At 64.8% G+C, this 24511-nt stretch carries 22 protein-coding genes; 17 read left to right on the forward strand and 5 right to left on the reverse strand.

The window, feature by feature from the left end; all coding sequences use genetic code 11:
* Window positions 1-96 precede the first annotated feature (96 nt).
* The 3 genes from zwf to NKI15_RS24695 are packed head-to-tail and all read right to left on the reverse strand — an operon-like array spanning window position 97 to window position 4970.
* On the reverse strand, window positions 97-1470 hold the full coding sequence (gene zwf / locus NKI15_RS24685; RefSeq protein WP_023687745.1) for a glucose-6-phosphate dehydrogenase: 1374 nt from the start codon (window positions 1468-1470) through the stop codon (window positions 97-99).
* A gap of 23 nt (window positions 1471-1493) precedes the next feature.
* Window positions 1494-2507: a phosphogluconate dehydrogenase (NAD(+)-dependent, decarboxylating) gene (gene gnd, locus NKI15_RS24690; RefSeq protein WP_023694463.1), complete on the reverse strand. Its 1014-nt coding sequence runs from the start codon at window positions 2505-2507 to the stop codon at window positions 1494-1496.
* 42 nt (window positions 2508-2549) lie between these two features.
* The gene (locus tag NKI15_RS24695; protein WP_031242798.1) at window positions 2550-4970 is read right to left on the reverse strand and encodes a glucan 1,4-alpha-glucosidase; all 2421 of its coding nucleotides are present in this window, start codon (window positions 4968-4970) and stop codon (window positions 2550-2552) included.
* A gap of 204 nt (window positions 4971-5174) precedes the next feature.
* Between NKI15_RS24695 and NKI15_RS24700 the strand changes: the two genes are divergently transcribed.
* The 8 genes from NKI15_RS24700 (at window position 5175) to NKI15_RS24735 (ending at window position 14794) form a co-directional block, all read left to right on the forward strand.
* Window positions 5175-6188: an ABC transporter substrate-binding protein gene (locus NKI15_RS24700; RefSeq protein WP_023670464.1), complete on the forward strand. Its 1014-nt coding sequence runs from the start codon at window positions 5175-5177 to the stop codon at window positions 6186-6188.
* A 48-nt stretch (window positions 6189-6236) separates the two neighbouring features.
* The gene (locus NKI15_RS24705; RefSeq protein ID WP_023732918.1) at window positions 6237-7754 is read left to right on the forward strand and encodes a sugar ABC transporter ATP-binding protein; all 1518 of its coding nucleotides are present in this window, start codon (window positions 6237-6239) and stop codon (window positions 7752-7754) included.
* Window position 7755: 1 nt separating this feature from the next.
* A complete protein-coding gene (locus NKI15_RS24710) occupies window positions 7756-8727 on the forward strand; it encodes an ABC transporter permease (protein ID WP_352460302.1) in 972 nt (323 codons plus the stop codon).
* Between the two features lie 2 nt (window positions 8728-8729).
* Window positions 8730-9677, forward strand: a complete 948-nt coding sequence (locus tag NKI15_RS24715) for an ABC transporter permease (protein ID WP_352460301.1) — start codon at window positions 8730-8732, stop codon at window positions 9675-9677.
* Window positions 9678-9805: 128 nt separating this feature from the next.
* Entirely contained in the window at window positions 9806-10831 is a 1026-nt protein-coding gene (locus NKI15_RS24720) for a BMP family protein (protein ID WP_023694458.1), read from the forward strand.
* A 173-nt stretch (window positions 10832-11004) separates the two neighbouring features.
* On the forward strand, window positions 11005-12516 hold the full coding sequence (locus tag NKI15_RS24725; protein ID WP_023747356.1) for an ABC transporter ATP-binding protein: 1512 nt from the start codon (window positions 11005-11007) through the stop codon (window positions 12514-12516).
* Window positions 12517-12797: 281 nt separating this feature from the next.
* A complete protein-coding gene (locus NKI15_RS24730; RefSeq protein ID WP_352515126.1) occupies window positions 12798-13853 on the forward strand; it encodes an ABC transporter permease in 1056 nt (351 codons plus the stop codon).
* Complete coding sequence (locus NKI15_RS24735; protein ID WP_023747355.1) at window positions 13850-14794, forward strand: ABC transporter permease; 945 nt, start codon at window positions 13850-13852, stop codon at window positions 14792-14794. The genes NKI15_RS24730 and NKI15_RS24735 overlap by 4 nt, the downstream gene beginning before the upstream one ends.
* Window positions 14795-14866: 72 nt before the next feature.
* Here NKI15_RS24735 and NKI15_RS24740 read toward each other — a convergent pair whose 3' ends face one another.
* Complete coding sequence (locus NKI15_RS24740) at window positions 14867-15634, reverse strand: SDR family NAD(P)-dependent oxidoreductase (RefSeq protein WP_023686096.1); 768 nt, start codon at window positions 15632-15634, stop codon at window positions 14867-14869.
* 232 nt (window positions 15635-15866) lie between these two features.
* Here NKI15_RS24740 and NKI15_RS24745 point away from each other — a divergent pair, with 232 nt between their 5' ends.
* Both NKI15_RS24745 and NKI15_RS24750 read left to right on the forward strand, forming a co-directional pair.
* Complete coding sequence (locus tag NKI15_RS24745) at window positions 15867-16022, forward strand: hypothetical protein (protein WP_023670454.1); 156 nt, start codon at window positions 15867-15869, stop codon at window positions 16020-16022.
* 170 nt (window positions 16023-16192) lie between these two features.
* Window positions 16193-17152, forward strand: a complete 960-nt coding sequence (locus tag NKI15_RS24750) for an LLM class flavin-dependent oxidoreductase (protein WP_023732922.1) — start codon at window positions 16193-16195, stop codon at window positions 17150-17152.
* A 195-nt stretch (window positions 17153-17347) separates the two neighbouring features.
* Here the strand turns inward: NKI15_RS24750 and NKI15_RS24755 are convergent, their stop codons facing one another.
* Window positions 17348-18016: a cysteine hydrolase family protein gene (locus NKI15_RS24755; RefSeq protein WP_023686098.1), complete on the reverse strand. Its 669-nt coding sequence runs from the start codon at window positions 18014-18016 to the stop codon at window positions 17348-17350.
* 325 nt (window positions 18017-18341) lie between these two features.
* Between NKI15_RS24755 and exbB the strand changes: the two genes are divergently transcribed.
* The 7 genes from exbB (at window position 18342) to NKI15_RS24790 (ending at window position 24443) form a co-directional block, all read left to right on the forward strand.
* Window positions 18342-19331 carry a tonB-system energizer ExbB gene (gene exbB / locus NKI15_RS24760; RefSeq protein WP_352500526.1) on the forward strand — a complete coding sequence of 330 codons (990 nt, stop codon included), beginning with the start codon at window positions 18342-18344 and terminating at the stop codon, window positions 19329-19331.
* Window positions 19332-19337: 6 nt separating this feature from the next.
* Window positions 19338-19796, forward strand: coding sequence for a TonB system transport protein ExbD (gene exbD / locus NKI15_RS24765; protein ID WP_023726082.1), 459 nt, complete (start codon window positions 19338-19340; stop codon window positions 19794-19796).
* Window positions 19793-20752 carry an energy transducer TonB gene (locus tag NKI15_RS24770; protein ID WP_352500525.1) on the forward strand — a complete coding sequence of 320 codons (960 nt, stop codon included), beginning with the start codon at window positions 19793-19795 and terminating at the stop codon, window positions 20750-20752. The genes exbD and NKI15_RS24770 overlap by 4 nt, the downstream gene beginning before the upstream one ends.
* 171 nt (window positions 20753-20923) lie before the next feature.
* Window positions 20924-22018 (forward strand): transporter substrate-binding protein, encoded by a 1095-nt coding sequence (locus NKI15_RS24775; protein WP_023704989.1) that lies wholly within the window; start codon window positions 20924-20926, stop codon window positions 22016-22018.
* Window positions 22015-22629 carry an ANTAR domain-containing response regulator gene (locus tag NKI15_RS24780; RefSeq protein ID WP_023668589.1) on the forward strand — a complete coding sequence of 205 codons (615 nt, stop codon included), beginning with the start codon at window positions 22015-22017 and terminating at the stop codon, window positions 22627-22629. The genes NKI15_RS24775 and NKI15_RS24780 overlap by 4 nt, the downstream gene beginning before the upstream one ends.
* Window positions 22607-23509 carry an ABC transporter permease gene (locus tag NKI15_RS24785; protein WP_023668590.1) on the forward strand — a complete coding sequence of 301 codons (903 nt, stop codon included), beginning with the start codon at window positions 22607-22609 and terminating at the stop codon, window positions 23507-23509. Before NKI15_RS24780 ends, NKI15_RS24785 begins: the two co-directional genes overlap by 23 nt.
* 13 nt (window positions 23510-23522) lie before the next feature.
* The gene (locus tag NKI15_RS24790; RefSeq protein WP_023698726.1) at window positions 23523-24443 is read left to right on the forward strand and encodes an ABC transporter permease; all 921 of its coding nucleotides are present in this window, start codon (window positions 23523-23525) and stop codon (window positions 24441-24443) included.
* The last annotated feature ends 68 nt before the right edge of the window (window positions 24444-24511 follow it).

Raw genomic sequence — 24511 nt, forward strand, 5'->3', positions numbered from 1 at the left:
GGCGCATTCCCCCGTTTCAGGGAACGGGGGAACGCTCCAACTCTTTGTTTTTACGCAATTCCGGACGGAAAAACCGCTCGCACCTTCCTGAATTGCTCAACTCGGATTGATCCAGCCGTTGGGCGGCCCGAAGCTGGCCATGGCGTCGGCCGGCCCCCAGGTCTTCGGCTCATACATATGCGGCGGCGTGGTGTCGCCGAGCACCGGGCCGACAATGCGCCAGGCAAGCTCGCTGGCATCCTGGCGGGTGAACAATTGGCCATTGCCGTTCATGGCATCGCCGATCAGCCGCTCATAGGGCGGCATGTCGCCCTTCGAATCGTCGAGCGCGGTGAGCTCGACCTGCTCGCCGACCATGTCGTCGCCGGGTGCCTTGCGTTGCGCGCCGATCGAGATCGCCACCTGCGGGTCGATGCGGAAGCGCACGTAATTGGCGTCGCTGGGCTTGATCGGATCGAAGACGTCCAGCGGCGGCCGCTTCAGCCGCACGATCACTTCGGTCACATGCACCGGCATGTTCTTGCCGGTGCGGATGAAGAAGGGCACGTCCTGCCAGCGCCAGGTGTCGACCATGAAGCGCACGGCGGCAAAGGTTTCGACCGGCGAGTTCGGCTTCACGCCGGGTTCAGCGAGATAGCCTGTGAACTGGCCGCGCACGACGTCGTCCTTGGTCAGCGTGCGGATGGCGCGCAGCACCTGCACCTTCTCGTCGATCAGATCGTCGGCCGAGCGGCCGACCGGCGGTTCCATGGCGAGCAGCAAAAGGATGTTGAGCAGATGGTTCTCGATCACATCGCGGATAGCGCCGACATCGTCATAGAATTTGCCACGGCCTTCGACGCCGAAGTCCTCGGCCATGGTGATCTGTACGCTTTCGACGAAGTTGCGGTTCCAGATCGGCTCGAGAAAGGAATTGGCAAAGCGGAAATAGAGCAGGTTCTGGATCGCCTCCTTGCCGAGATAGTGGTCGATGCGGAAGATCGACTGCTCTTCGAACACCAGATGCAGCACGCGGTTCAGCCAGCGCGCCGATTGGAGATCGTGGCCGAACGGCTTTTCCACCATCAGCCGCGCGCCATGCGCGGTACCGGATTGCTCCAGCCCCTGGACGACGGTCTCGAACATGGTCGGCGGCACCGCCATATAGTGCAGAGGCCGCTGCGCCGAGCCGAGCGCCGTCTTCAGCTTCTCGAAGGTCGCGCCGTCGCGGTAGTCGCCGCTGACATAGCGCAGCAGACTGGCGAATTTGGCGAAGATCTTTTCGTCGATCTTGCCGAGAGCGTTGACGATGCCGTCGCGGGCCCTCGCCTGCAATTGGTTGATGTCCCAGGCATCGAAGGCGACGCCGATCACCGGCTCGGTCAGCGTCCCCTTGGCTACCATCTGGTAGAGGGCCGGAAATATCTTCTTGTGGGCAAGGTCGCCGGTTGCTCCGAAGAGCACCAGCGTGTCGGACCGTTCCGGGCTCATCTTGCGAGTCTCCCCTGCGGCCTTCACTTGCCGGCCTTCGGCTTTTCGACATGGCCGCCAAAGGCATAGCGCATGGCCGACAGCAGCTTGTCGGCGAATTCGGATTCGCCCTGCGAGGAGAAGCGGTCGAACAAAGCCGAGGACAGAACCGGCGCCGGCACGCCGGTGTCGATCGCCGCCTTCAGCGTCCAGCGGCCTTCACCGGAATCGGAGACGCGGCCGCCGAACTGGGCCAATGCCGGGTCGCTCTTCAGAGCGCCGGCGGTGAGGTCGAGCAGCCAGGAGCCGATCACACTGCCATGGCGCCAGACCTCGGCCACCTGCGGCAGGTCGATGTCGAACTGATAGTATTGCGGGTTTTCCAAAGGGCTGGTCTCGGCGTCGGCAGTGCGCTGTCTTTTGCCGGCATTGGCCGATTTCAGGATGTTCATGCCTTCGGCGTAGGCGGCCATGACACCATATTCGATGCCGTTGTGGATCATCTTGACGAAATGGCCGGCGCCGCTCGGTCCGCAATGCAGGTAGCCAAAGGGTGCGGTCCCGCCCGCCTTGTCGGGCGTGGCGCCGGCATCGGCGCCGGGCGCCAGCGTGGCGAAGATCGGATCGAGGTGTTTGACCGCCGTATCGGGGCCGCCGATCATCAGGCAGTAGCCGCGCTCCAAGCCCCAAACGCCGCCGCTGGTGCCGACATCGACATAGTGCAGGCCCTTGGCCGCGAGTTCGGCCGCCTGGTCGACCGCGTCGTGATAATAGGAATTGCCGCCGTCGATGATGATGTCGCCGGGTTCCATCAGCGCCGCCACCTGGTCGGCGATCTTGCCGGTGATCGCCGCTGGCAGCATCAGCCAGGCGCTGCGCGGCTTGGAAAGCTTGCCGACGAACTCCTCCATCGATGCGGCGCCGATGGCGCCATCGGCAACCAGGCCGGCAACGCTTGCCGGGTTGATGTCGTAGACGACGCATTCATGGCCGTCGCGCATCAGGCGGCGCACCATGTTGGCGCCCATCCTGCCTAGTCCCATCATTCCGATCTGCATGGTCTTGTCCTAGTCGCTTGAGGAAAGAAAATTGCTGGCGAGTTAGTTCTCAATGCCGACGGTGAAGTCGACATTCTCCCAACGGTCGCCGTCGGGCCAGAAAAAAGTGAAGACGATCGTATTACCTCGCGGAATATCGGCCACCGGCAGATCCGCCAGATGGACGCAAAAGACATTCACGGAAGTGTTGATTTCATGGCTGGTCTGCCACTGGTCGCCGCTCCAGCGGATCAGTGCCGGCTGCAGCAGTTCAACCCGCAGCGTCTTGCCGGCTTCCATGGTGCGCAGCCTGTTGTTGAAGCGCCATATCCTCAGCGGCGAGCCGGTCTTGTCCCTGACATAGCGCTTGACGCCTTGCGGCGGCATGTCGAAGACGGCGCCGTCGCGGAGCGAGCGCAACAGCTTGATGTGTTCCGAATGCGCCCAGACCAGCGGCATGGCGCTGCCCGACGGCCTGCCCAGCCACAATTCGCGCTCCGGTATGTCGGCGCGGTCCCAGACCTGTTCCGGCAGCAGACCGCCCACGCCAGCCGAAGCCTCGAATGTCCTGAGCAGGCTTGCCGCCTTGTCCTTGTTACCGGCGGCCAGCTCGTAGTGGGCGCGTTCGCCGGCCAGCAACGGCCAGGGCCGGCCCTGGCCGTTGCCGTCGAAGGGCGCGCCGTCGGCGTGTTCGCCATAACCGTCGCTGGTGTAGCGATACCAGAGAGGCCCTTGCGGCAGGTCGCAGCGCAGTTGCGCGTCTATGATCTTGACCGTGCCGACGATGCGCGGATCGTCCGCGGCCCTGAGGCCGAAGCGGACCAGCGCCAGCGCGTCCGGGCTGACAATCGCTTCGGCCGGCTTGTCGGTATCGCCCGGCGGACGGTTCTTGATCGGTACGAAGCCGTCCTTCGGCGATGCGGCGCCTGAACCGTCGGCCGGCGCGATGCGGATGTAGTAGCCGTCGACGCCAGCCTCGTGGCACTGCGGTGTGCCGTTGACATAGGTCCAGCGCTCGATCTGGTCGTTCCAGCAATCCGCGACCTCGCGCAAATAGTTAGCCGGTTCCGGTTTGCCGTCAACGTCGAACAGATCGGCGGCGCCAAGCAGTGCCGATATTTCGACGGCGAGCGTGAATGGGCTGTAGCCGGCATCCTCTTCCCAGCGGTCCTGCCCGGTGACGGGACCATTGCGCACGACATAGGACGCGGCCTTCTCGATCATCGGCATGAAGGCGGCGAGCTTGGCGCGCGGCAGGTGGCCGGCGCGGTGCAGCGCATCGGCAAGCAGCAGCGGGAAGGCGCATTCGTCCATCTGGATGCCCGGCCAATAGAGCGAGCCGTCGAGCCACACATTTTGTGGCCAGTGGCCGTCCGGCTGCTGGATGGAACGGAGATAGGCAAGGATCTCAAGCGCCTGCGCCGGATCGCCGGCGGCGAGGAAGCCGCCCGCGGTTTCCACAAGGTCGCGCGGCCAGACCAGATGATAGCCGCCAAGGTCGTCGTCGCCCTTGCTGAACCCCCAGGGGATCGACAGGCTGGCGACGGCCGCACCGGGCCTCGCCAGCGACAGGTGTGTCGCCAGCACCGCTGTGCTGACGCGGTAGGTGTTGAGGCCGGATGCATCATGGTGGTCGAGCGCCGTCAGGCCTGCCTGCCATTTCCGCCATTTCGCGACATAGGCCTTTGCCGCCGGCTCAAAACCGCGTTTCAGGCTGGCGGCGGCGTTTTCGGCCGCTTCATCCGGCGTTGCCCCAAACCCAAGCGCAAGCAAGGCTTTGCTGTTGCGTAAGGAAAAGCCGATCTCGCCGGTCAGCGCGACATTGCCGTCCTCCGCCCTTTGGCAGGCCGGATCGAGCCGGCCGGCGCGGCTGAGTTGCTGCCAGCCGTCGGAAAAGCCTGCATAGCCGGCCGAGCAATCACCCCAGGGCAGCGAGGATGCAAGCGCCAGGCAGGTGCCGCGCCCGGACGCGAACAGCATCGGCCTCCCCTTGTGCTCGTCGGTCCAGGCGGTGTTGCCCATGCCGGCACTGACCAGATGCGGCGCCAGCAGGGCGTAGACGCGGTAGTCCGTGGCCACGCCCTCGAGTGCCGTGAAGCTGGTTTCCTGCAGCAAGGCCGGGCGCGCCGGATCCGCCAGGATGCGCTTTTCGATCTGGTAACGCGCCGTCGCGTTGATCAGCCGGTAGGCGGGCACGCCGTCCTCGAACGGCTCGATGGCATGCGTGGCGTCACGCTTCTCCTCGGAGAACCAGCCGCCGGGACCGGTGACCAGCAGTCCCATGTCGCGCGTGCAGGCGCTGTCGAGGCCGGGATAATAGACCTCGTTGACGATGCCATGGCTGAGCGTGAACCAGACGCGGCTCGCCGGCGAAAGCGCGGCACCTACGCCGCTCTTGGCGCTTGACGTCCAGCGCGCCGGAATTCCGGGGGCGCCCATTCTTTTGGGTGCACTGGGGGGAAGGGTCGGCGGCATCGCTGCCATGCATGGTCTCCTGGACCCTTCCCTAGACCAGCACGCGAAGGCTTTTCAACCGCCGCACCTGAAGTTGATCGTCCAAGCGTGATCGATCGCAGTTGACAAGCGGGCGTATCTGAATTTGTCTGACAATAGATAAAAAACAGGCAGACAACGCCAAAACCATCTGCAACAGTCGGCGGGGCCGACAATCTATGGGAGGATTATGACATGAAGACACTGCTCGTCCTGAGCGCTTTGGCGGCGATGCTCGCCTCGGGCACGGCGCTTGCCGACACCAGCGGCAAGAAGATCGCCTTCTCCAACAATTACGCCGGCAATTCGTGGCGCCAGGCGATGCTCGACAGCTACGGCATCGTCACCAAGAAGGCGGTGGAGGATAAGATCGTCGGCGCCGCCGACATCTTCACCACCGCCGACAAGGAAGTGCCGACCCAGGCTGCCCAGGTGCAGAACCTGATCCTGCAGGGTTATGACGCCATCGTCATCAATGCCGCATCGCCGGATGCGCTGAACGGCGCCATCAAGCAGGCCTGCGATGCCGGCATCGTCGTCGTCTCCTTCGACGGGACCGTCACCGAACCTTGCGCCTACCGCGTCGTCGTCGACTTCAAGGACATGGGCAAGCAGGAAGTCGAGCAGATGGCCAAGTTCCAGCCCAAGGGCGGCAATTTGCTGGAAATCCGCGGCCTTGCCGGCACCTCGATCGACGATGCCATCCATGCCGGTATCTTGGAAGGCGTCGCCGCCCATCCCGAGTTCAAGATCGTCGGTTCGGTGACCGGCGACTGGGACCAGACGACGGCGCAGAAGGCGGTCGCGACGATCCTGCCTTCGTTGCCCGACATCGTCGGCATCGTCGACCAGGGCGGTGACGGTTATGGCGCGGCACAAGCCTTTGCCGCCGCAGGCAAGCCGCGTCCGACCATCATCATGGGCAACCGCCAGGACGAGCTGAAATGGTGGAAGGAGCAGAAGGACAAGGATGGCTACCAGACCTGGTCGGCCTCGATCGCGCCCGGCGTGTCGTCGCTGGCCTTCTGGGTGGCGCAGCAGGTGCTCGACGGCCGCACCGACATTCCGCATGACCTTTTGGTGCCGTATCTCGCCTTTACCCAGGACAATTTCGAGACCGAGCTGCCGAAAATCAAGGAGGGCGGCGTCGCCACCCACGAATACAGCCAGGAAGACGCAATCGCGGCGATCAAAGCCAATATCAAGTGATGCATTGCATTCATTGCCAGCGGCATGACCGACCGGATATCGTTGAGCATGCCTGAGGCCAATACGGACATCATCAGACTGGGCGGCGCCGAAAAACATTTCGGCGCCGCCCATTTGGACATCATCAGGCTGAACGGCGCCGAAAAACATTTCGGCGCCGTTCGGGCGCTTAACGGCGTCGACTTCCATGTTGTATCAGGCGAATGCGTCGGGCTGGTCGGCCACAACGGAGCCGGCAAATCGACGCTGATGCATATGGTGGCCGGTACGCTGCAGCCCGATGGCGGTGAGATCGCGGTGCGTGGCAATGCCGAAACCGACTACTCGGTGGCGCGCGCGCTGAAACTCGGCATACGCTGCGTGTTCCAGGAACTGTCGCTCTGCCCTAACCTCAGTATCGCGGAGAATACGCGCATCAACCATCCGGCGCTCACCGGCTTCGGCTGGCGACGCAAGGCGGCTGCTCTCATTGCCGCCAAGCTGGACGAAATCTTTCCGGATCACGGCATCTCGGCAGACGACATTGCCGGCGATCTCTCCATCGGCCGGCGGCAGATGGTCGAGGTGGCGCGCGCCTTCACGGTGACGCGCGATCCGCTCGACTTGGTCATTCTCGACGAGCCGACCTCTTCGCTGGACGCGCATACTGCGGGCCAGCTGCTTGCCTTCGTGCGCCGTTTCGTAGCCACCGGGGGCAGCTGCATCCTGATCTCGCATGTGCTGGGCGAGGTGCTGCAGAATGCCGACCGCATCGTGGTCATGCGCGACGGCAAGGTGGTCGCCACGGACGTTGCAAAAGCGTTCGACCGCGACCGGCTGGTGGCCACCATGGGCGGCGCGGAAGCGCGCGAGAAGATCGCGGCGGAGATCGCCGCCAGGCCGGCGGCGGGCCCGCTCAGGGTGCGGGCGCGGCCCGAGCGGCAGCAGGACGGCAAGGAGCTTGTCGCTCGCGCCGGCGAGATCATCGGGCTTGCCGGGCTTGCCGGCCATGGCCAGACCGACCTGTTGCTGGCGATCTTTGCCGCCGCGACGCGTAGAAGGCTTGATATCGAGGTGACCGCCCCGGTGGCGCTGGTGGCCGGAGACCGCCAATCGGACGGCATTTTCCCGCAATGGTCTATTGCCGAAAACATCGGCATCCGCTCGCTGGCGCGGCTGCGCAAAGGGTTGCTGATCTCGCCGCAGCGCGAGGCCGAGCTTGCTGAGTTTTGGAAGCAGAAGATCGGCATCCGCACGCCTGACATGACCAACAACATCTTCTCGCTGTCCGGCGGCAACCAGCAGAAGGCGCTGTTTGCCCGCGCACTGGGTTCCGATGCGCAGATCGTGCTGATGGACGATCCGATGCGCGGCGTGGACATCGGCACCAAGCTTGAGGTCTACGATCTCGTGCGCGAGGAGGCGGCCAAGGGCCGGACCTTCCTCTGGTACACCACCGAGACCGAAGAGCTCGACAATTGCGACCACATCCATGTCTTCAAGAACGGCCGCATCGTCGCCAATCTCACGCGCGACGAGCTGACCGAGGAAAAGATCATCCAGTCCTCATTCGGCGACGCGGCCTGAGATGACGGCAGTCGCTCCCGGCCCTACGTCCTCGCCGCGCAGCAGCGCGGCCCGCGCGCGCCTGCTGCGCAGCCTGTTGCCGGCGCTGTCGCTGGCGCTGGTGGTTATCGCCATCGCCTGGCTCAACCCACGCGCCATCAGCTATTTCGGCTTCAGCCTGATGTTGAACCTCGCTATTCCGATCGCGCTGGCGACGATCGCCCAGATGTTCGTCATCGCCGGCAATGAGCTCGATCTGTCGATCGGCACCTTTGTCGGCTTTGTCGGCTGCGTCACCGCGACCTGGCTGAAGGACGCGCCGCTGCTCGGCGTGATCATCCTGCTCGGCTCCATAGGCGTTTATGCGCTGCTCGGCGCACTGATCCATCTGCGCAATCTGCCGTCGATCGTGGTGACGCTGGGCATGAGCTTCGTCTGGCAGGGGCTTGCCATTCTGGTGCTGCCCAAGCCCGGTGGCAAGGCGCCGGACTGGCTCTTGTCGCTGATGGCCTTCAAGCCGCCCTTCATTCCGTTCCCTATCATCGCCGCGCTGGCGATCGCAGCGGTGGTGCATTTTGGGCTGATGCGCACCTCCTATGGCGTCATCCTGCGGGGATCCGGCGGTAATCCGGCGGCGCTCAGGCGCGCTGGCTGGTCGCTGCTTCGAACCAAGATCGTGCTGTTTGCGCTGACCGGCCTATTCGGCGTTCTGTCCGGCATGGCGCTGATCGGCATCACCACCTCGGCCGACGCCAATATCGGCAATGGCTACACGCTGCTGGCGATCGCCGGCGTCATTCTCGGCGGCGGCGAGTTCGTCGGCGGCCGGGTGTCGCCGATCGGCGCCGTGCTCGGCGCGCTGACACTGGCGCTGGCGGCATCGCCTCTGCTCACCTTCATGCACATTCCGCCGGATTGGCAGGTCGCCGCCAACGGCGCCATCCTGATGATCGTGCTGGCAGCCCGCGTCCTGATCAGCCGCAGGGAGAGGTAGCGATGACGCTGGTTAAATCGCTGGCCGCCAAACCCTGGATAAGGTCGTTCATCGGCGCGATGTTCGTCTGGCTGGCGACCATCGCTTTCACCGGCGGCTATGGCGGCGGTGGCATGGTCACGGCGGCACTGTCGCTGGCGGTGTTCACCGTCATCGTCGGAGTCGGCCAAATGTTCGTCATCACGCTCGGGCCAGGCAATGTCGACCTGTCGCTGCCGGCCAATATCGGGCTCGCCAGTGCCGTCGCCATGAAGGTCATGGGCGGCAGCGATTCCATGATCGTGGTCGGGCTGCTCGCCGCGCTCGCCTGCGGCGCCGCCATCGGTGCCGTCAACTATCTCCTGATCTGGGCGCTGAGGATCCCGCCGATCATCGCCACTCTGTCGGCCAGCTTCATCATCCAGTCGATCGACATCAGCTATGGGCGTGGCCTGCAGATCAAGCCGCCGCCCGGCTTTGCCGATTTTGCGAACTGGCAAATCCTGGGCATTCCAGTGCTGGCGATCCTTACCGTATTGTTCAGCATCGGTGCGGCCATCGCCTTGCAGCGCATGATCTATGGCCGCTCGGTGCTGGCGATCGGCCAGAACATCCGCGCCGCGTGGCTTGCCGGCGTCAATGTCGGCCGCACCCGCTTCCTGACTTACACGCTGTCGGGCGCGCTCGGCGGCATGGACGGGGCGCTGCTCGCCGGCTATTTCCGCGGCGCCAATGTCGATATCGGCAACGAGTACCTGCTGGCCTCGATCGCCGTCGTCGTCATCGGCGGCACCTCGGTCGCCGGTGGCAAGGCCAATGTTCCCGGTGTCTGGGGCGCGGCGCTGTTCCTGGTGCTGCTTCTGACCATGCTCAACACGTTCGGCGTCAGCGCCGGCGTTCGGCTGTTGCTGACCGGGCTGATCATCGTCGGCGTCATCACCGTAGCCGGCGGCGAGAAAGCGCTGCGCTAAAAGGCGTGAGCCCGGCAGCAGTCCCGCCAAATTTGACCATGTGGACAAAAGTCCGCACCCGTTCCATAGTTCCGCGTCTGATTTCGGAACAGTCGGCTCGACACGGCTGTCAAACAGAGGGGCACTAGATGGAAAACCGGAAAAACAAATCGCAATCGACCGGCCTGTCGCGGCGCGACGTGCTGGAACTCGGCGCACTTGGCCTGGCCGCAGCCATGCTGCCGGGTGCAGCCCTCGCCAAGGACAAGAAGCTGAAGGTGGCGGCGATCTTCGCCACGCCGATCGAGGAGCCGTGGGACAACCAGATCCACGTCGCCCTGCAGAAGGCCGAGAAGGAACTCGGCATCGAATACAAATGGTCGGAAAAGGTGCAGACCGCCGATTTCAGCCGCGTCATGCGCGAATATGCGCAAGGCGGGTACCAGCTGGTGCTGGGCGACGCCTTCGCCGCCGAGCGTGAATCGCGCCGCACGGCAAAGCAGTTCCCGAAGACGGCATGGCTGTTCGGCTCGGGCGCCGGCCCGGCCGAGCCCAATTTCGGCGTCTTCGACAACTGGATCCACGAGCCGGCCTATCTGTCCGGCATGATCGCCGGCAAGATGTCGAAGTCGGGCACGATCGGCGCGGTGGCGGCCATGGGCATTCCGGAAGTGAACCGGCTGGTCAACGCCTTCTTTGCCGGCGCCAAGGAGGTCAATCCCAACATCAAGAAGAAGGTCGCCTTCATTGGCTCGTTCTTCGATCCGCCCAAGGCCAAGGAAGCGGCGGTCGCCCAGATCGATGCCGGCGTCGATGTCATCTATGCCGAGCGCTTCGGCGTCATCGAGGCGGCGGTGGACAAGAAGATCCTCGCCATCTCCAACATGTCCGACCAGTCGAGCCTCGGCCCCGACACGGTCATAACCGGGCCGGTCTGGGACATGTATCCGACGGTCGAGCAGGCGATCAAGCTGGTCAAGGCCGGTGTCTTCACCGCGCAGGATTATGGCGATTTCTCGCGCATGGCCAAGGGCGGGTCGTTCCTGGCGCCCTACCATAAATTCGACAAGACGCTGCCGGCGGATGTGAAGGATCTGGTCGAGAAGAAGAAGGCCGAGATCCTGGAAGGCAATTTCCGGGTGGATGTGGATGAGAACACGCCGGTTTCGGATTAGCTCGGCGTACCCTCCCCCTTGAGGGGAGGGTGGCCCGCAGGGCCGGGTGGGGTCCTCCGCGAAGTGCTCCATCCTGCTAAGTCATGGGTTGAGGCAGTTGAGGTGACCCCACCCGCCTCGCTTCGCTCGGCACCCTCCCCTCGAGGGGGAGGGGTATCTCCGCAGGAGCATCCTTGTCCGCCCCTCTCATCGAAATGCGCGGCATCACCAAGAGCTTCGGCGCCGTCAAGGCGAATGAGGCTGTCGATCTAAGCGTCGCCCCAGGTGAGATCCTCGGCCTGCTGGGCGAAAACGGCGCCGGCAAGACGACGCTGATGAATGTGCTGTTCGGCGCCTATGCGCCCGATGCCGGCGAAATTCTTATCCAGGGCAAGACCGTGCGGATCACCAGTTCGGCCGATGCGCTGGCCGCCGGCATCGGCATGGTGCACCAGCATTTTCATTTGGCGCCAAGGCTGACGGTCCTGGAAAACCTTCTGATTGGCATTCCCGGCAAATCCGGCCGCATCGACCGCGCCGGCGGACTTGCCCGGTTGTCCGACATCAGCCGTCAGTATGGGCTGACGCTGGACCCCAACCTGCCTGTCTCCGCGCTGTCGGTCGGCGAGCAGCAGCGGCTCGAAATCGTCAAGGCGCTGTTTCGCGGCGCCAGGCTGTTGATCCTCGACGAGCCGACGGCGGTGTTGGCGCCGAGCGAGGTCGACGGGCTGTTTTCGGCGCTGCGCTCGATGGCGGCGCAGGGGCTCGGCATCATCTTCATCTCGCATAAATTGAACGAGGTGCGGGCGCTCACCCATCGCTGCACCGTGTTGCGGCACGGCCGCGTCGCCGGCCGTGTCGACGATCCGGCGAACACGACATCGGCAGAAATGGCGCAGCTGATGTGCGGCCATGAGATCGTGCCGCCGGCAAGAGGACCTTCGACCCCAGGCGCGGCGGTGCTGACGCTCGACGGTATTTCCACCTCACGGCATTCGGGGACGCCGCTGCGCGATGTATCGCTTGCCGTTCGCGCGGGCGAAATCCTCGGCATTGCCGGGGTCTCCGGCAATGGCCAGCGGGCACTGGCCGAGGTGATTTCCGGCACGCGCGCGCCCGACGCCGGCGTGATGACGATAGCCGGCAAACCTGTGACGCGGTTCTCCCCGCGCGAGGTGCAGGCGCTCGGCCTTGGCCGCATCCCGGAAGACCGTATGACGACCGGGCTGGTCACCAATCTGCCGCTCGCCGATTCCATGGTGTTGCCGCGCATTGGTACTGCGGCTTTCAGCAGCCGGGGCCTGCTCAAGCCAGATGCGATCCGCGCCTTCGCCGAAGAACAGATCAAGGCCTATGACATCAGGTGCCCCGGGCCGATGACCCGCGCCGGCGCGCTGTCGGGCGGCAATCTGCAGAAGGCGCTGCTGGCGCGCGAACTGGCTTTCGACCCGAAGGTGCTGATCGTCTCGCAGCCGACGCGCGGCCTCGACATCGGTGCCGCCCGCTTCATCCACGAAAAATTCCTCGACATGCGTGCCAAGGGCTGCGGGATCATCGTCATCGGCGAGGATCTCGAAGAGCTGCTGGTGCTCTGCGACCGCATCGCGGTGATGTATGAGGGCCGCATCGCCGGCACGCTGGACAGCGCCGATGCGACCATCGCGCGGCTTGGGCTGCTGATGACCGGGGCGGAGGGCAGAGCCTAGATGGACTTTCTCACTCGGTTCCTCGCAGAAACCTCAAATAATACTGCCCGCTTTTGGCTGACTTTAAGCGTCAGCGCTGCCCCTCACCTGCCTGCCGGCATCCTCTCCCCGTATAGAGACGGGGAGAGGGGCTCTCACCCATGGTTTCGCCAATCACCACAGCTGCAAGAGGGGAGTTGCATAGGGCCCGGATCCCTTCTCCCCGTGTCTATTCGGGGAGAAGGTGCCGGCAGGCGGATGAAGGGCGGCGCGACCGTCTGGGCGGCGGAGGGGCATAGCTGATGTTCCGCCTCGAAGCCCGCAGTTCCACCCCCGCCTGGTTCAATCTCGCTTTGCCGCTGCTGGCCATCGGCGCAGCGCTGGTCCTGTGCAGCGGCCTCATCGCGCTGGCAGGCGCCGGCGTGCTTGAGGCCTATGGCGTGATGCTGTCGGCCTCGTTCGGCGACAGCTATGCCATCACCGAAACGCTGGTGCGCGCCGCCCCGATGATCTTCACCGGGCTGGCTGTGGCCGTCGCCTTCCGGGCCAAATTCTGGAACATCGGCGCCGAGGGCCAATTGCTGGCCGGCGCCGTGGCCAGCTGCTTCGTCGGCGCCATCCCAATGCCGGGCGCGCTGGCGATCCTGTCGATGGCGCTGGCGGGCGCTGCTGCCGGTGCCGCGGTAGCGCTGGTGCCCGCGACGCTCAGGGTCAAATTCAAGGTGGATGACGTCGTCAGCTCGCTGCTGCTCAACTCGGTCATCTACTATGCGCTGATGGCGCTGATCGAGGGGCCGTGGAAGGACTCGTTCAGCGGCTATCCGATCTCGCCGCCGATCGAGGATTCGGCGAATTTCCCGGTGCTGCTCGAAGGCAGAAGGCTGCATCTGGGTGTCATCGCCGCGTTGATCGCGGCCCCGTTGATCTGGTTCCTGATCGTGCGCACCACGCTCGGCTTCCGGATCAGGGTCACCGGCGAAAGCCCGGAAGCCGCCCGCTATGGCGGCATACATGTCGAGCGGGTGCTGATCTCGACGGCGCTGCTGTCGGGCGCGCTGGCCGGGCTTGCCGGCGTCGGCGAGGTCGGCGGCGTGCATTTCCAGGTGATGAGCGACATTTCGCCGGGCTATGGCTATTCCGGCATCGTCGTTGCCATGCTGGCCAGGCTCAATCCGCTCGGCGTCGTACCGGCGGCGATCTTCCTGGCCGCCGTGATGACCGGCGCCGAAGCGATGTCGCGCGCCACCGGCGTGCCGGCGTTCCTCAGCGATGTCATCCAGGGCACGGCGCTGCTCGCCATGCTGGTGGCGCTGCTGTTCACGGCCTATCGCATCCGCCGCGTCGGTGCCGCCTTATGAGCGCGGTGTTCGAACAGATTTTTCAGGTCGGCTTCCTCGCCGCCATTATCCGCATCGCCACGCCGCTGGCATTTGCCACGCTGGGCGAGATGTTCTCCGAGCGGGCCGGCGTGCTCAATCTCGGTATCGAAGGCATCATGCTGCTCTGCGCGATGACCGGCTTTACCGCCGCCAGCCTCAGCGGCAGCCTGTGGCTCGGGGTGCTGGCCGCGGTGTTGACCGGCATGGCGATGAGCGCGCTGCATGCGCTGTTCACGGTGGCGCTCGGCCTCAGCCAGCATGTCTGCGGCATCGGCGTCACCCTGTTCTCGTCGGGCCTTGCCTATTTCCTCTACCGTCTGACCTTCGGCCAGCAATCGGTGCCGCCCAGCATCAAGGGTTTTCAGACGCTGCCGATCCCGCTGCTGTCGGATATTCCGGTTCTGGGGTCAGCGGTTTTCAACCAGTTTGCGCTGGTCTACTTGGCAATCATTGCCATCCCGGTCGCTGCTTTCGTGCTCTACCGCACGCCTTGGGGGCTGTCGGTGCGGATGGTCGGCGAGAACCCGCGCGCCGCTGATTCCGCTGGGGTCAGCGTCATCGCCACGCGCTTCCAGGCGGTCATCCTCGGCGGTGCGCTGATGGGGCTTGCGGGCGCCTTCCTCACCATGGCACAGTTCAACGCCTTCACCTTTGGTGTCGTGTCGGGCCGTGGCTGGGTGGCGATCGCGCTGGTCGTGTTCGGCCGCTGGGACCCGTGGCGCTCTGCGGGCGCGGCGCTGCTGTTCGCCTTCGTCGATGCGCTACAATTGCGCATGCAGGCGAGCGGCCTCGGGCATATTCCCTATGAGGCGTTCTTGATGCTGCCCTTCATTTTCACCATCGTCGCGATGGCCGTGATGTCACGCAACGCGGTTGCGCCGTCGGCGCTGCTGAAGCCGTTTCGACGAGAAGAGCGGTAAGGCGAGTAGGACTTGGCGCCCTTCCTCTCCCCCGATCGACGGGGGAGAGGAAGGGCGCCAAGCCTGGGATACTCACATCGCCGTAAAACCATTATCGACAAACAGATGCGTCCCGTTAACGAAGCTGGACTCATCGCTGGCGAGGTACAGCGCTGCCTTGGCCACTTCCTCCGGCTCACCGATGCGGCCCTGCTGTGCGGCCAATGCGGCGTCCGACACGTCGACGCCGAGCTTGCCGAGATCGGCGACCTCGCGCAGGCCGTGCGGCGTGCGGATGAAGCCGGGACAGACGGCGTTGCAGCGTATGTTGCGGTCGCGGAATTCGACTGCGATGGCGCGCGCGAACATGTGGCAGGCGCCCTTGGTGGTGTCGTAGAGCACCTCCATGGGTGTGGCCGCCACAGCCGAGATCGACGAGGTGCAGACGATCGAACCGCCACCGGCAGCGATCATGCCCGGCAACACGGCGCGCGTCATCAGGAACATCGAGCGGACATTGACCGCATGCAGCCAGTCCCATTCCTGCACTGTCGTCTCCAGGAACGGCTTTATCACGATGGTGCCGGCATGGTTGAACAACACCGTGGCCGGGCCGAGCCTGGCAGTCGCCGCCTTCACTGCGGCCTCGACCTGCGCCTCGTCCGAGACGTCGGCCACCCAGTGTTCGGCGATATGTCCCCGCGCGCGTATCGCCGCCGCAGTGGCTGCCGCCGCCTCGCCATTGCGGTCGATGATCGCCACCTTGGCGCCTTCGGCGGCGAACAATTCCGAGGCCGCTCCGCCCATTCCGGTCGCGCCGCCCGAGATGATTGCAATCTTGCCGGCTAGTCTTGTACCCATGTTCTGTTCCCGTTCCCGATCGAAATGATCCGCATTTATGCCGGAATGGCGATGCTATCGCCTATGCAGACGTCGGCCAAGCTTGTCGCTCGCTTGTCGCCAGCAGGGGTCCCCCAGCAATCCAAAACCAAATAATAAGGCATACTGAGAAAATCGTTCTACATATCGCCAAAAAATAGCACTCGACAAAGTCTACTGATTTTATAGATTAATCCGCAAGACGGAGGTCGATATGTCCTATATCCAGAACGCCGAGACGGACCGCACCAGCCAGAGGCTGGCCAATAGCCAGGCTTTCCGCCCGGCCTATGCCGGCGCCTTCGCCTATCTCGTCTTTGCCCTTGCGTTCGTGTTCACCGGGGCAGTCGTGCTCGGCTTGATTCCCTGACCCGTTCAGGCCGAAGGGTGGCGACCTATCGCTTTCAGTGAGTGACCGGAGTTGATGAACCGAATGCGGATGCGCTTTGGCGCTGACCGCTTGTTTTTACGCATGTCGTCGTCTCAAAAACCGGGGCCACTTTTGGGCGACATACATCCAACGTGATGGAGGAGATGGCAATGCCGATCGAGTTCACGCATGTTCCCGGTAAAACGCATGCCGCCGACGCCGGTTCGGCCGTTCCGTTCTTCTATGATTTCGTCGAGACGGCGACAAAGCTGTCGCTGATCGAGGATTCCGGCTTCCAGAACATCGTCGTCGACGACCCGGCCGGGCTGTTGACCAATATGGACATCGCCGCCCAGGCGCTGGACCGCACCTCGTCGCTGGAAGTGGTGCTGACGCACTGGGCCGGCGTGATCGCGCCTGCGGTTGCGGCGCGGCAACTGGCGGCGCTCGACGCCAGGAGCGGCGGCCGGCTGGCGCTGAGGATGCTGAGCGAGCCGCTGGATGACGACGATGCCGAGACGCGTCCGGTCGGCCACACCGTGGTCTGGCAGCGCATCGACGAATATCTGGTGCTGCTGAAGCGGCTGTGGTCGAACGACCGGCCCTTCGACCATGAAGGTGCGTTCTACAGCATCAAGGGTGGCTATGTGCCGCGCAAGGGGCCGCATGGCGTCGATATCACCATCCGCATGGGTGGCCAGTCCGGCACGGCGCTGAAGGTCGCCGGCCGCCATGCCGACGTCTTCGAGCTGGCGCCTGGTTCGCCCGACGAGATCCGCCAGCTGATGGAACGGGCGCGCAGCGCCGCCGCCGAGCATGGCCGCGCCGGCAAGCTGCGTTTTGCGCTTCCGGTCCGGGTCCGCTCGGAGGGTGGCGCCTCTACCGTCGGACACAAGGCGGTCGAACTTTCCGGACCACCGGCGCAGATCGCCCTGTCGCTGCTGTCCTATGCGGCGCTGGGCATCAGCGAGTTCATGATCGTTGGCGTCGACAGGCCGCGCGAGATCGCCGGCGTCGGCCGCGAGACGATCGCGCTCTTGCGTAATTCGCTGGCACGCCGTGAGGCGGAGGTGCCGCAGCCCGGCGCGTTTGCCTCGCGGGGCGGGTCGGATATTCACGCAGCTGGGTAGCGAGATCGCGATCGGGAACGCCGGCGGGGACAGCACCCCCCTCTGTCCTGCCGGACATCTCCCCCTCAAAGGGGAAGATTGGCAGCTTGAGCGCCGGCTCTCAACGTTGGTAATTGGCGAAAGCCGACGTGATGTCTGATCGCCCTCCTTGCGGGGGATGCCCGGCAGGGCAGAGGGGTGCTGTCCCGCCAGCGTCTAATCACCACTCAGCACTGCCAGCGCCTCCAACACCGCGTCAGATTCCGTCAGCGTACCAAATACCCCGTCCTCCACCGTCACCATATGCAGCGCCGCGTCATGCGCGTATTGGTCGCCGCTGGCGCAGGCATCGGCGATGGTCAGGCACTGGAAATTGCGGTCGCAGGCCTCGCGCAGCGTCGTGTGCACGCAGACATCGGTCGTGCAGCCGGAAAAGATCAGATGGGTGATGCCGCGTGCGCGCAGCACAAGTTCCAGGTCGGTGTAGGTGAAGGCGCTGTTGCAGGTCTTGTCGACGATGATGTCGTGCGGCGCGACGTCGATGTCGGCGACGATCTGAAAGCCGGGGCCGGAGCGCAGCAGCACGTCGGTGCCTTCGAGACCCGCCCGCTTGCGGCGCCATCTCTCGTACGGCGTCATGTCGGCCATGTCGCCGCGATATCCCTGCCTGGTGTGAATGATGGTGAGGCCGGCCGCGCGTGCCGCTGATATCAGTCGGTTGACTGTCGGCAGGATGGCGCGCAGCGGCGCGGGGTCATAACCCTTCCTGGCGAAATAGCCGGTCGGCGAGAGGAAATCCTCCTGCAGGTCGATGACCAGCAACGCGGTGTTTGCCGGCACCAGCCGGCCGTCATAGGGGAAATCGAACGGTATCGCCTTGATCATCGCAGCCTGCCTCAATTGCTGCCCGGTATCGTGGCCCAGCAACCCTGCGGCCGTCCATCCCTCAGTGCGACGACACCAGGTAGACCGACGCCAGGACGATGTGCCGCTGAGACATCGCGCCGATAATCGTTGGCCAAAAAAGCCATCTTGTTTGTTGACTAGTAAACTCATGTTTTATAGTCAAGCAGGGCACTCGGCCGCCTGAATTGTTTCCAGCGGCTGTGCCGCGTTTGAGAGAAGCCAGAACCAGTGGCTGGATTTCCGGGGTCGACATTCCGTCACCGACCAGCCGATCGTACGTGCAATGACGAAGCGAGGAAGAAGCGTGTCCAGAAATGGTTTGTTGGCGGCGCTGGCCGCGGTCATGCTGTCGGCCGGCAGCGCTGCTGCGCAAGAGCAGCCAAACACGCAGCCCAGGGTGACGACGGAACCCGCTGCAGCTGCCCGGTCGGCGGCCCAGCCTTCCCCGGTCGCAGTCGAACGGCCCGCACCGGCTGCGCCTGTCGCGCCGGCTTCGCCAACTGCCGGGCAGGCGGCGCCGACCGCGCCACAGCCGGCAACCCAGCCCGGTGCATCCGCGCAGGCCGAGCCTTCGGCAATATCGCTGACGCTGCCGCACGATCTGTCGCCCTGGGGCATGTTCATGGCCGCCGACATCATCGTCAAGGCGGTGATGATCGGGTTGGCCTTCGCCTCGCTCGTCACCTGGACGGTGTGGCTGGCCAAATCGCTGGAGATTCTCTTCGGCAAGCTCGGCGCCCGTCGCGCTGCGCGCGCCATCGGCAATGCCGCCACGCTGCGCCAGGCCGGGCGCGCGCTTGGCAACAGTGGCGGCCCCGGTGCGCTTTTGGTGCGGGCGGCCGAGGAAGAGACTGCCCTTTCGGCCGGTGCGCTCGGCCATGTTACCGGCGACGGGCTGAAGGAACGAGTGACGTCGCGCCTGTCGCGCATCGAGGCGGCGGCGGCGCGGCGCGTGTCGCGCGGCACCGGCGTGCTGGCGACGATCGGCTCGACGGCGCCCTTCGTGGGCTTGTTCGGCACCGTCTGGGGCATCATGAACGCCTTCATCGGCATCTCGCAGGCGCAGACCACCAACCTCGCGGTCGTCGCGCCCGGCATCGCCGAGGCGCTGCTCGCCACGGCGATGGGCCTGGTCGCGGCCATTCCCGCGGTGGTCATCTACAACGTCTTTGCGCGGTCGATAGCCGGCTACCGGCAGCTTCTTGCCGATGCCTCGGCCGGGGTCGAACGGCTGGTCAGCCGCGATCTCGATTTCCGCACGGTGCCGCAGGCGCCCGCGCTGGCGGCGGAGTGATGGGCCATGGCGGCTAGAATTCGCGAGGCTATCGATGGCGATCTCGAAGAAAACCACGAGATCAATGTCACCCCGTTCATCGACGTCATCCTGGTGCTGCTGATCATCTTCATGGTCGCTGCCCCCTTGGCGACAGTCGACGTCAATGTCGATCTGCCGGGTTCGACGGCGACGCCAGCACCCCGGCCGGAAACGCCGCTGTTCCTGACGCTGAAGGACGATCTGACGCTGGCGATCGGCAATGACAGCGTGCCGCGCCAGGCTTTCGCCGCGGTGCTCGACGGCAGAACCAAGGGCGACAAGCAGACCCGCATCTTCCTGCGTGCCGACAAGGCGGTCGGTTATGGCGAGCTGATGGAGGTGATGAACCTGCTGCGCGGCGCCGGTTATCTGAAGATCGCGCTGGTGGGGCTGGAGACGGTGCCGGCGGACGCATCCGCGGCGCACCCGGGCGCCGCCCCGTGACGCAACTGGCCGCCGCCCCCGCGGCCGACCCGCCGCGCGCCGGCGTGCGCGAAATTGGCTTGTGGGCGGCTGCGGCCATTGTCATTGTCGGCGCGCATGTCGCGTTCGTCTATGCCGTCCAGAGCTTCAGCCTGGCCAACATGGCCGATGGCGGCCCGCCGCCGGCTGTGGCTATCGAGCTGTCGCCGATGATGGTGGCGCCGGCGGTGCGGGTGGACTCAGCGGCCGACGTGGTGACGCCCGAGCCGCCGAACCAGATCGAGGAGGCGGTTGCCGAACTGAAGCCCGTCGTGGAGCCCGAGCCCGGTAAGCCGGAGCTGGTCACCGAGAAGAGGGAAGCGGCTCAACTCGATAAGACCGCTCCGATCGAGACGGCAGCGGCCGAGCAGCCCGATCAATCGCCGCCGCTGGATGAGGTGGTGCCCGACATCGTCCCGACCATAGCGCCGGATGTGGTCATTCCGCTGCCCCAGACCAAGCCGGCGGAGACCAAGCCGGTGGAGGCCAAGCCGATCGAGAAGGCGAAGAAGGCTGCCGAAAAACCCAAGCCGAAACCGAAAGAGAAGAAGGAAAAGGCCGCGCCGGCGAAAGCGGTCGTGACCGCCAGTGTCGATCAAAAGGCAGCGGCGAAGGCGTCGGCGCCGAAGGCTTCGCAATCGAGAGGATCATCAGTCAGTGCAAGCAAATGGAACTCCCAGCTGATCGGATGGATCAATCGGCACAAGCGCTACCCGAGCGCGGCAAGGTCGCGGCGCGCCGTGGGTACCGCAAATGTGACCTTCGTCGTCAGCGCTTCGGGCAAGGTGACCTCCGTCCGGCTGACACGATCTTCGGGGGACGCCGATCTCGATCGCGCCGCGCTCGGCATTCTGCAGGGTGCGACGGTGCCCGCGCCACCGCCTGAGAAGGCCGGTACGGCTGTCGTGGCGCCTTTGATGTTCACGCTGCGGAACTAGAAGCAGCCGGACAAGGCCGATCCCATGACCACGTACTTTCCCGCTTGACTGACCCGCCGGACCGAATACGCTAGCGCAAAATACCGGCCTTGGTCGCCGGGCGGCAAACATGCCTCGTATGCCTCGCCCTCCGGCGCTGGCTGCGGGGCATTGTCATTTCTGAGGATCGGTTTGAAACGGCGTATCGAGATCGGCATCCTGTATTCCCGCTCGGGCAGCTACCAGCTGGTCTCCGATGCGTGCCGGATGGGCGCCATGCGCGCCATCGCCGACATCAATGCCGATCGGAGCTATGGCATCGAACTGGTTCCGGTAGAGCGCGATCCGCAAAGTAATGCCGATCGCTACGCGACTTTGTGCGAGGACATTTTCAGGACCAGCAGCGCGCGCCATGTCGTCGGTTGCGTCACCTCGTGGAGCCGCAAGGAAACCATCCCGGTGCTGGAGAAGGCCGCCGGCATGCTCTGGTATGCCTGCCCCTATGAAGGGTTCGAGGCCAACGAGCATGTCGTCTACATGCACGCCTGCCCCAACCAGCATCTGGTTCCGCTGATGGCGCATGTCGTGCCGCGTTTCGGCGCCAACGGCTTCCTGCTCGGCTCGAACTACATTTGGGGCTGGGAGATGAACCGCGTGGCGCGCGACCTGATCGCGGATGCCGGCGGCAAAGTGCTGGGCGAGCGCTATCTGCGCATCGGCGAGACCGACGTGTCGCGGCTGATCGCGGAAATCCGGGCGACGAGGCCGAGCTTCATCCTCAACAATCTGATCGGCACCTCATCCTACGCCTTCCTGGCGGCTTACCGCGAGCTGGGCGATGAGGATGCGGCATTCAGGCCGGAAAACTGCCCCGTCATCTCCTGCAACCTCACCGAAGGCGAGTTGCCGGCGATCGGCGATACAGGGAAAGGGCATCTGTCGGTCGGGCCCTATTTCGCGCCCCGGCCGGCTGCCTTCGCTTCGTCCTTCGAGGCCTCCGCCTATGCCTCGGTGCAGGTGATGGCCGACGTGCTGTCGCGCGACACTGATGCCGGCCCGGCGGAATTTTCCAAAGCCTTCGCCGAGCGGCGCTTCTCCACCCGGCTCGGGCCGATCGCCATCGACGCCCACTCCCAGCACGCGACGCTGCCGGTGATCATCGGCCGGATCGCCGATGGCTTCTTCGAGGTCGTCAGCCAGGAGGATGAGGTCGCGCCGGATCCATATCTGTCGCGCTACGACCCCGCCAAGACGTTCGGCCGTCCGCGTCTGAGAGTGGTGTCATGACCCGGACGCGCATCCCCAATCTCGGCGGCGCGCGGGCTTTCATCCTGCATCGCCCGCATCCGACGGTGCAGGCCATCACCAGGCAATTGTCGGCCATCGGCCTGGCTACGATCGACTGCTGGCCGGAATTGCCGCCGGAAGCTCTCGCCGCCGATTTCGTCTTCTTCGATGCCGATCTCGGTTTCGACGAGCAATTCCCGTGGAAGCCGGGCGAGGCGCCGATGCCGCTGGTGGCGCTGATCGGTTCCGAGGCGCCGGGGCGTATCGAATGGGCGCTGTCGCACAAGGCCGATGCGCAGCTGCTGAAGCCGGTCGGCAATGCCGGCGTCTACAGCGCTCTGTTGATCGCGAGACAGAGTTTCGAGGCCCGAAAACATTTAGCCGGCGAGATAGCGTCGCTGCGCCAGCGCGTCGCCGAGCGCCAGACCATCGTGCGCGCGGTGACGGCCTTGTCGAAAGGCAGCGACGACGAGCGCGCCTATGCGCAGCTGCGTTCGCTGGCGATGAGCTGGCAGATCAGCGTCGAGGATGCCGCGCGTCGGATCGTGGCAATGACAAGCGAGGAAGCGACGGGGGAAGAAGGCGGCGATGACCAGTCCCATCGCGCCTGATCTACCGGTGCGCATGCCGGCAAAACCGCGCGCCGGTGTCTGGCGCCGGCTGGTGAAACGCCGCCTCGCGCTGCTCGGCCTGGTCATCGTCGCCATTGTCCTTGCCGGCGCTGTGCTGGCGCCCCGGCTGACCGGCTATGACCCCAACGAGCAGATGTTCGACGGCCTGACCATCGAGGGCTCGCCGCTGCCGCCCAGCGCCCAGTACTGGCTCGGCACCGACCTGCTCGGACGTGACCTCTTGACCCGCATCCTCTACGGCGCCCGCACCTCGCTCATCATCGGCATCGTCGCCAATGGCGTGGCGCTTTTGATCGGCACTTTGGTGGGCGTCACCGCAGGCTATTTCCGCGGCTGGATCGGCAGTGCGCTGATGCGCTTCACCGATCTGATGATGGCGTTCCCGGCGCTGCTGCTCGCCATCTGCCTGGCGGCAGTGTTTCAGCCGAGTCTGTGGATCGTCGCCATGGTCATCGCGCTGGTCAACTGGGTGCAGACGGCGCGTGTCATCTACACCGAGACCTCATCGCTGGCCGAGCGCGAGTTCATCGATGCCGAGCGCAGCATCGGGGCGAGTGCGCCGCGCATCCTATTTCGCCACATCCTGCCGCATCTGCTGCCGACCATCATCGTCTGGGGCACGCTCGGCATCTCGACCACGGTTCTGCTCGAGGCGACGCTTTCCTTCCTCGGCATCGGTGTGCAGCCGCCGACCGCGTCGTGGGGCAACATCATTTTCGAGAACCAGACCTATTTCCAGGCCGCGCCCTGGCTGGTGTTCTTCCCCGGCGCCGCAATCCTCGCGTTGGCGCTGGCCTTCAATCTGATCGGCGACGCGTTGCGCGACATCCTCGATCCGACGCAAAGGGGCCGGGAATAATGGGGGGCCGGTCATGATCGCCTATCTCGGCCGCCGGCTGATCCAGTCGCTGCTCATCCTGCTTGGCGTCTCGCTGATCACTTTTGCGCTGCTCTACCTCTTGCCGGCCGACCCGGTGCGGCAGATCGCCGGCCGCAGTGCCACGCCGCAGACGGTGGAAAACATCCGCCAGCAACTCGGCCTCGACCAGCCTTTCGTGGTCCAGTACTGGCACTATCTGACGAAGCTACTCAGCGGCGATCTCGGCCGCTCCTACATCCAGCGCTCGGAGGTCACCGAACTCATCGTCTCGCGGCTGCCGGCCAGCCTGCTTTTGATGGTCGGCGCCATCCTTTGCGAATTGCTGATCGGGCTCTCGATGGGCCTGATCGCGGCCGTCAAGCGCGGCACCGCCACCGACCAGACGCTGATGGTCGCCTCCTTCGTCGGCGTCTCGGCGCCGCAATTCGTGGTTGGCCTGTTGCTGCTCTACGTCTTTGCCGTGCGGCTAAGCTGGTTTCCGATCGGCGGCTACGGCACATGGCGCCATCTGGTGCTGCCGTCGTTGACCATGGGCGTACTCGGCGCCGGCTGGTATGCGCGCATGATGCGCTCGTCGATGATAGACGTCCTGCGCCAGGATTATGTCCGCACGGCGCGGGCCAAGGGCCTGGCGCGCAGCGCCATCATATTCCGCCACGCACTGCCGAATGCCATCCTGCCGGTCATCGCCATGATCGGCATCGACATCGGCATCTTCATGGGCGGCATCGTCGTCGTCGAAAGCGTGTTCGGCTGGCCCGGCATCGGTCAGCTGGCGTGGCAGGCGATCCAGCGCGTCGACATTCCGATCATCATGGGCGTCACGCTGGTGTCGGCCTTCGCCATCGTGCTCGGCAATCTGCTCGCCGACATCATCGCGCCGTTCATCGATCCCCGCATCAAGCTCAGATGAAAATGAAACAGAGAAAGGGAACACAACAATGAAAAAGTTTCTCGCATCCACAGTCGCGGCATCCGCCT

This window comes from Mesorhizobium sp. M0862 (assembly GCF_040319795.1).
Taxonomy (GTDB): Bacteria; Pseudomonadota; Alphaproteobacteria; order Rhizobiales; family Rhizobiaceae; genus Mesorhizobium.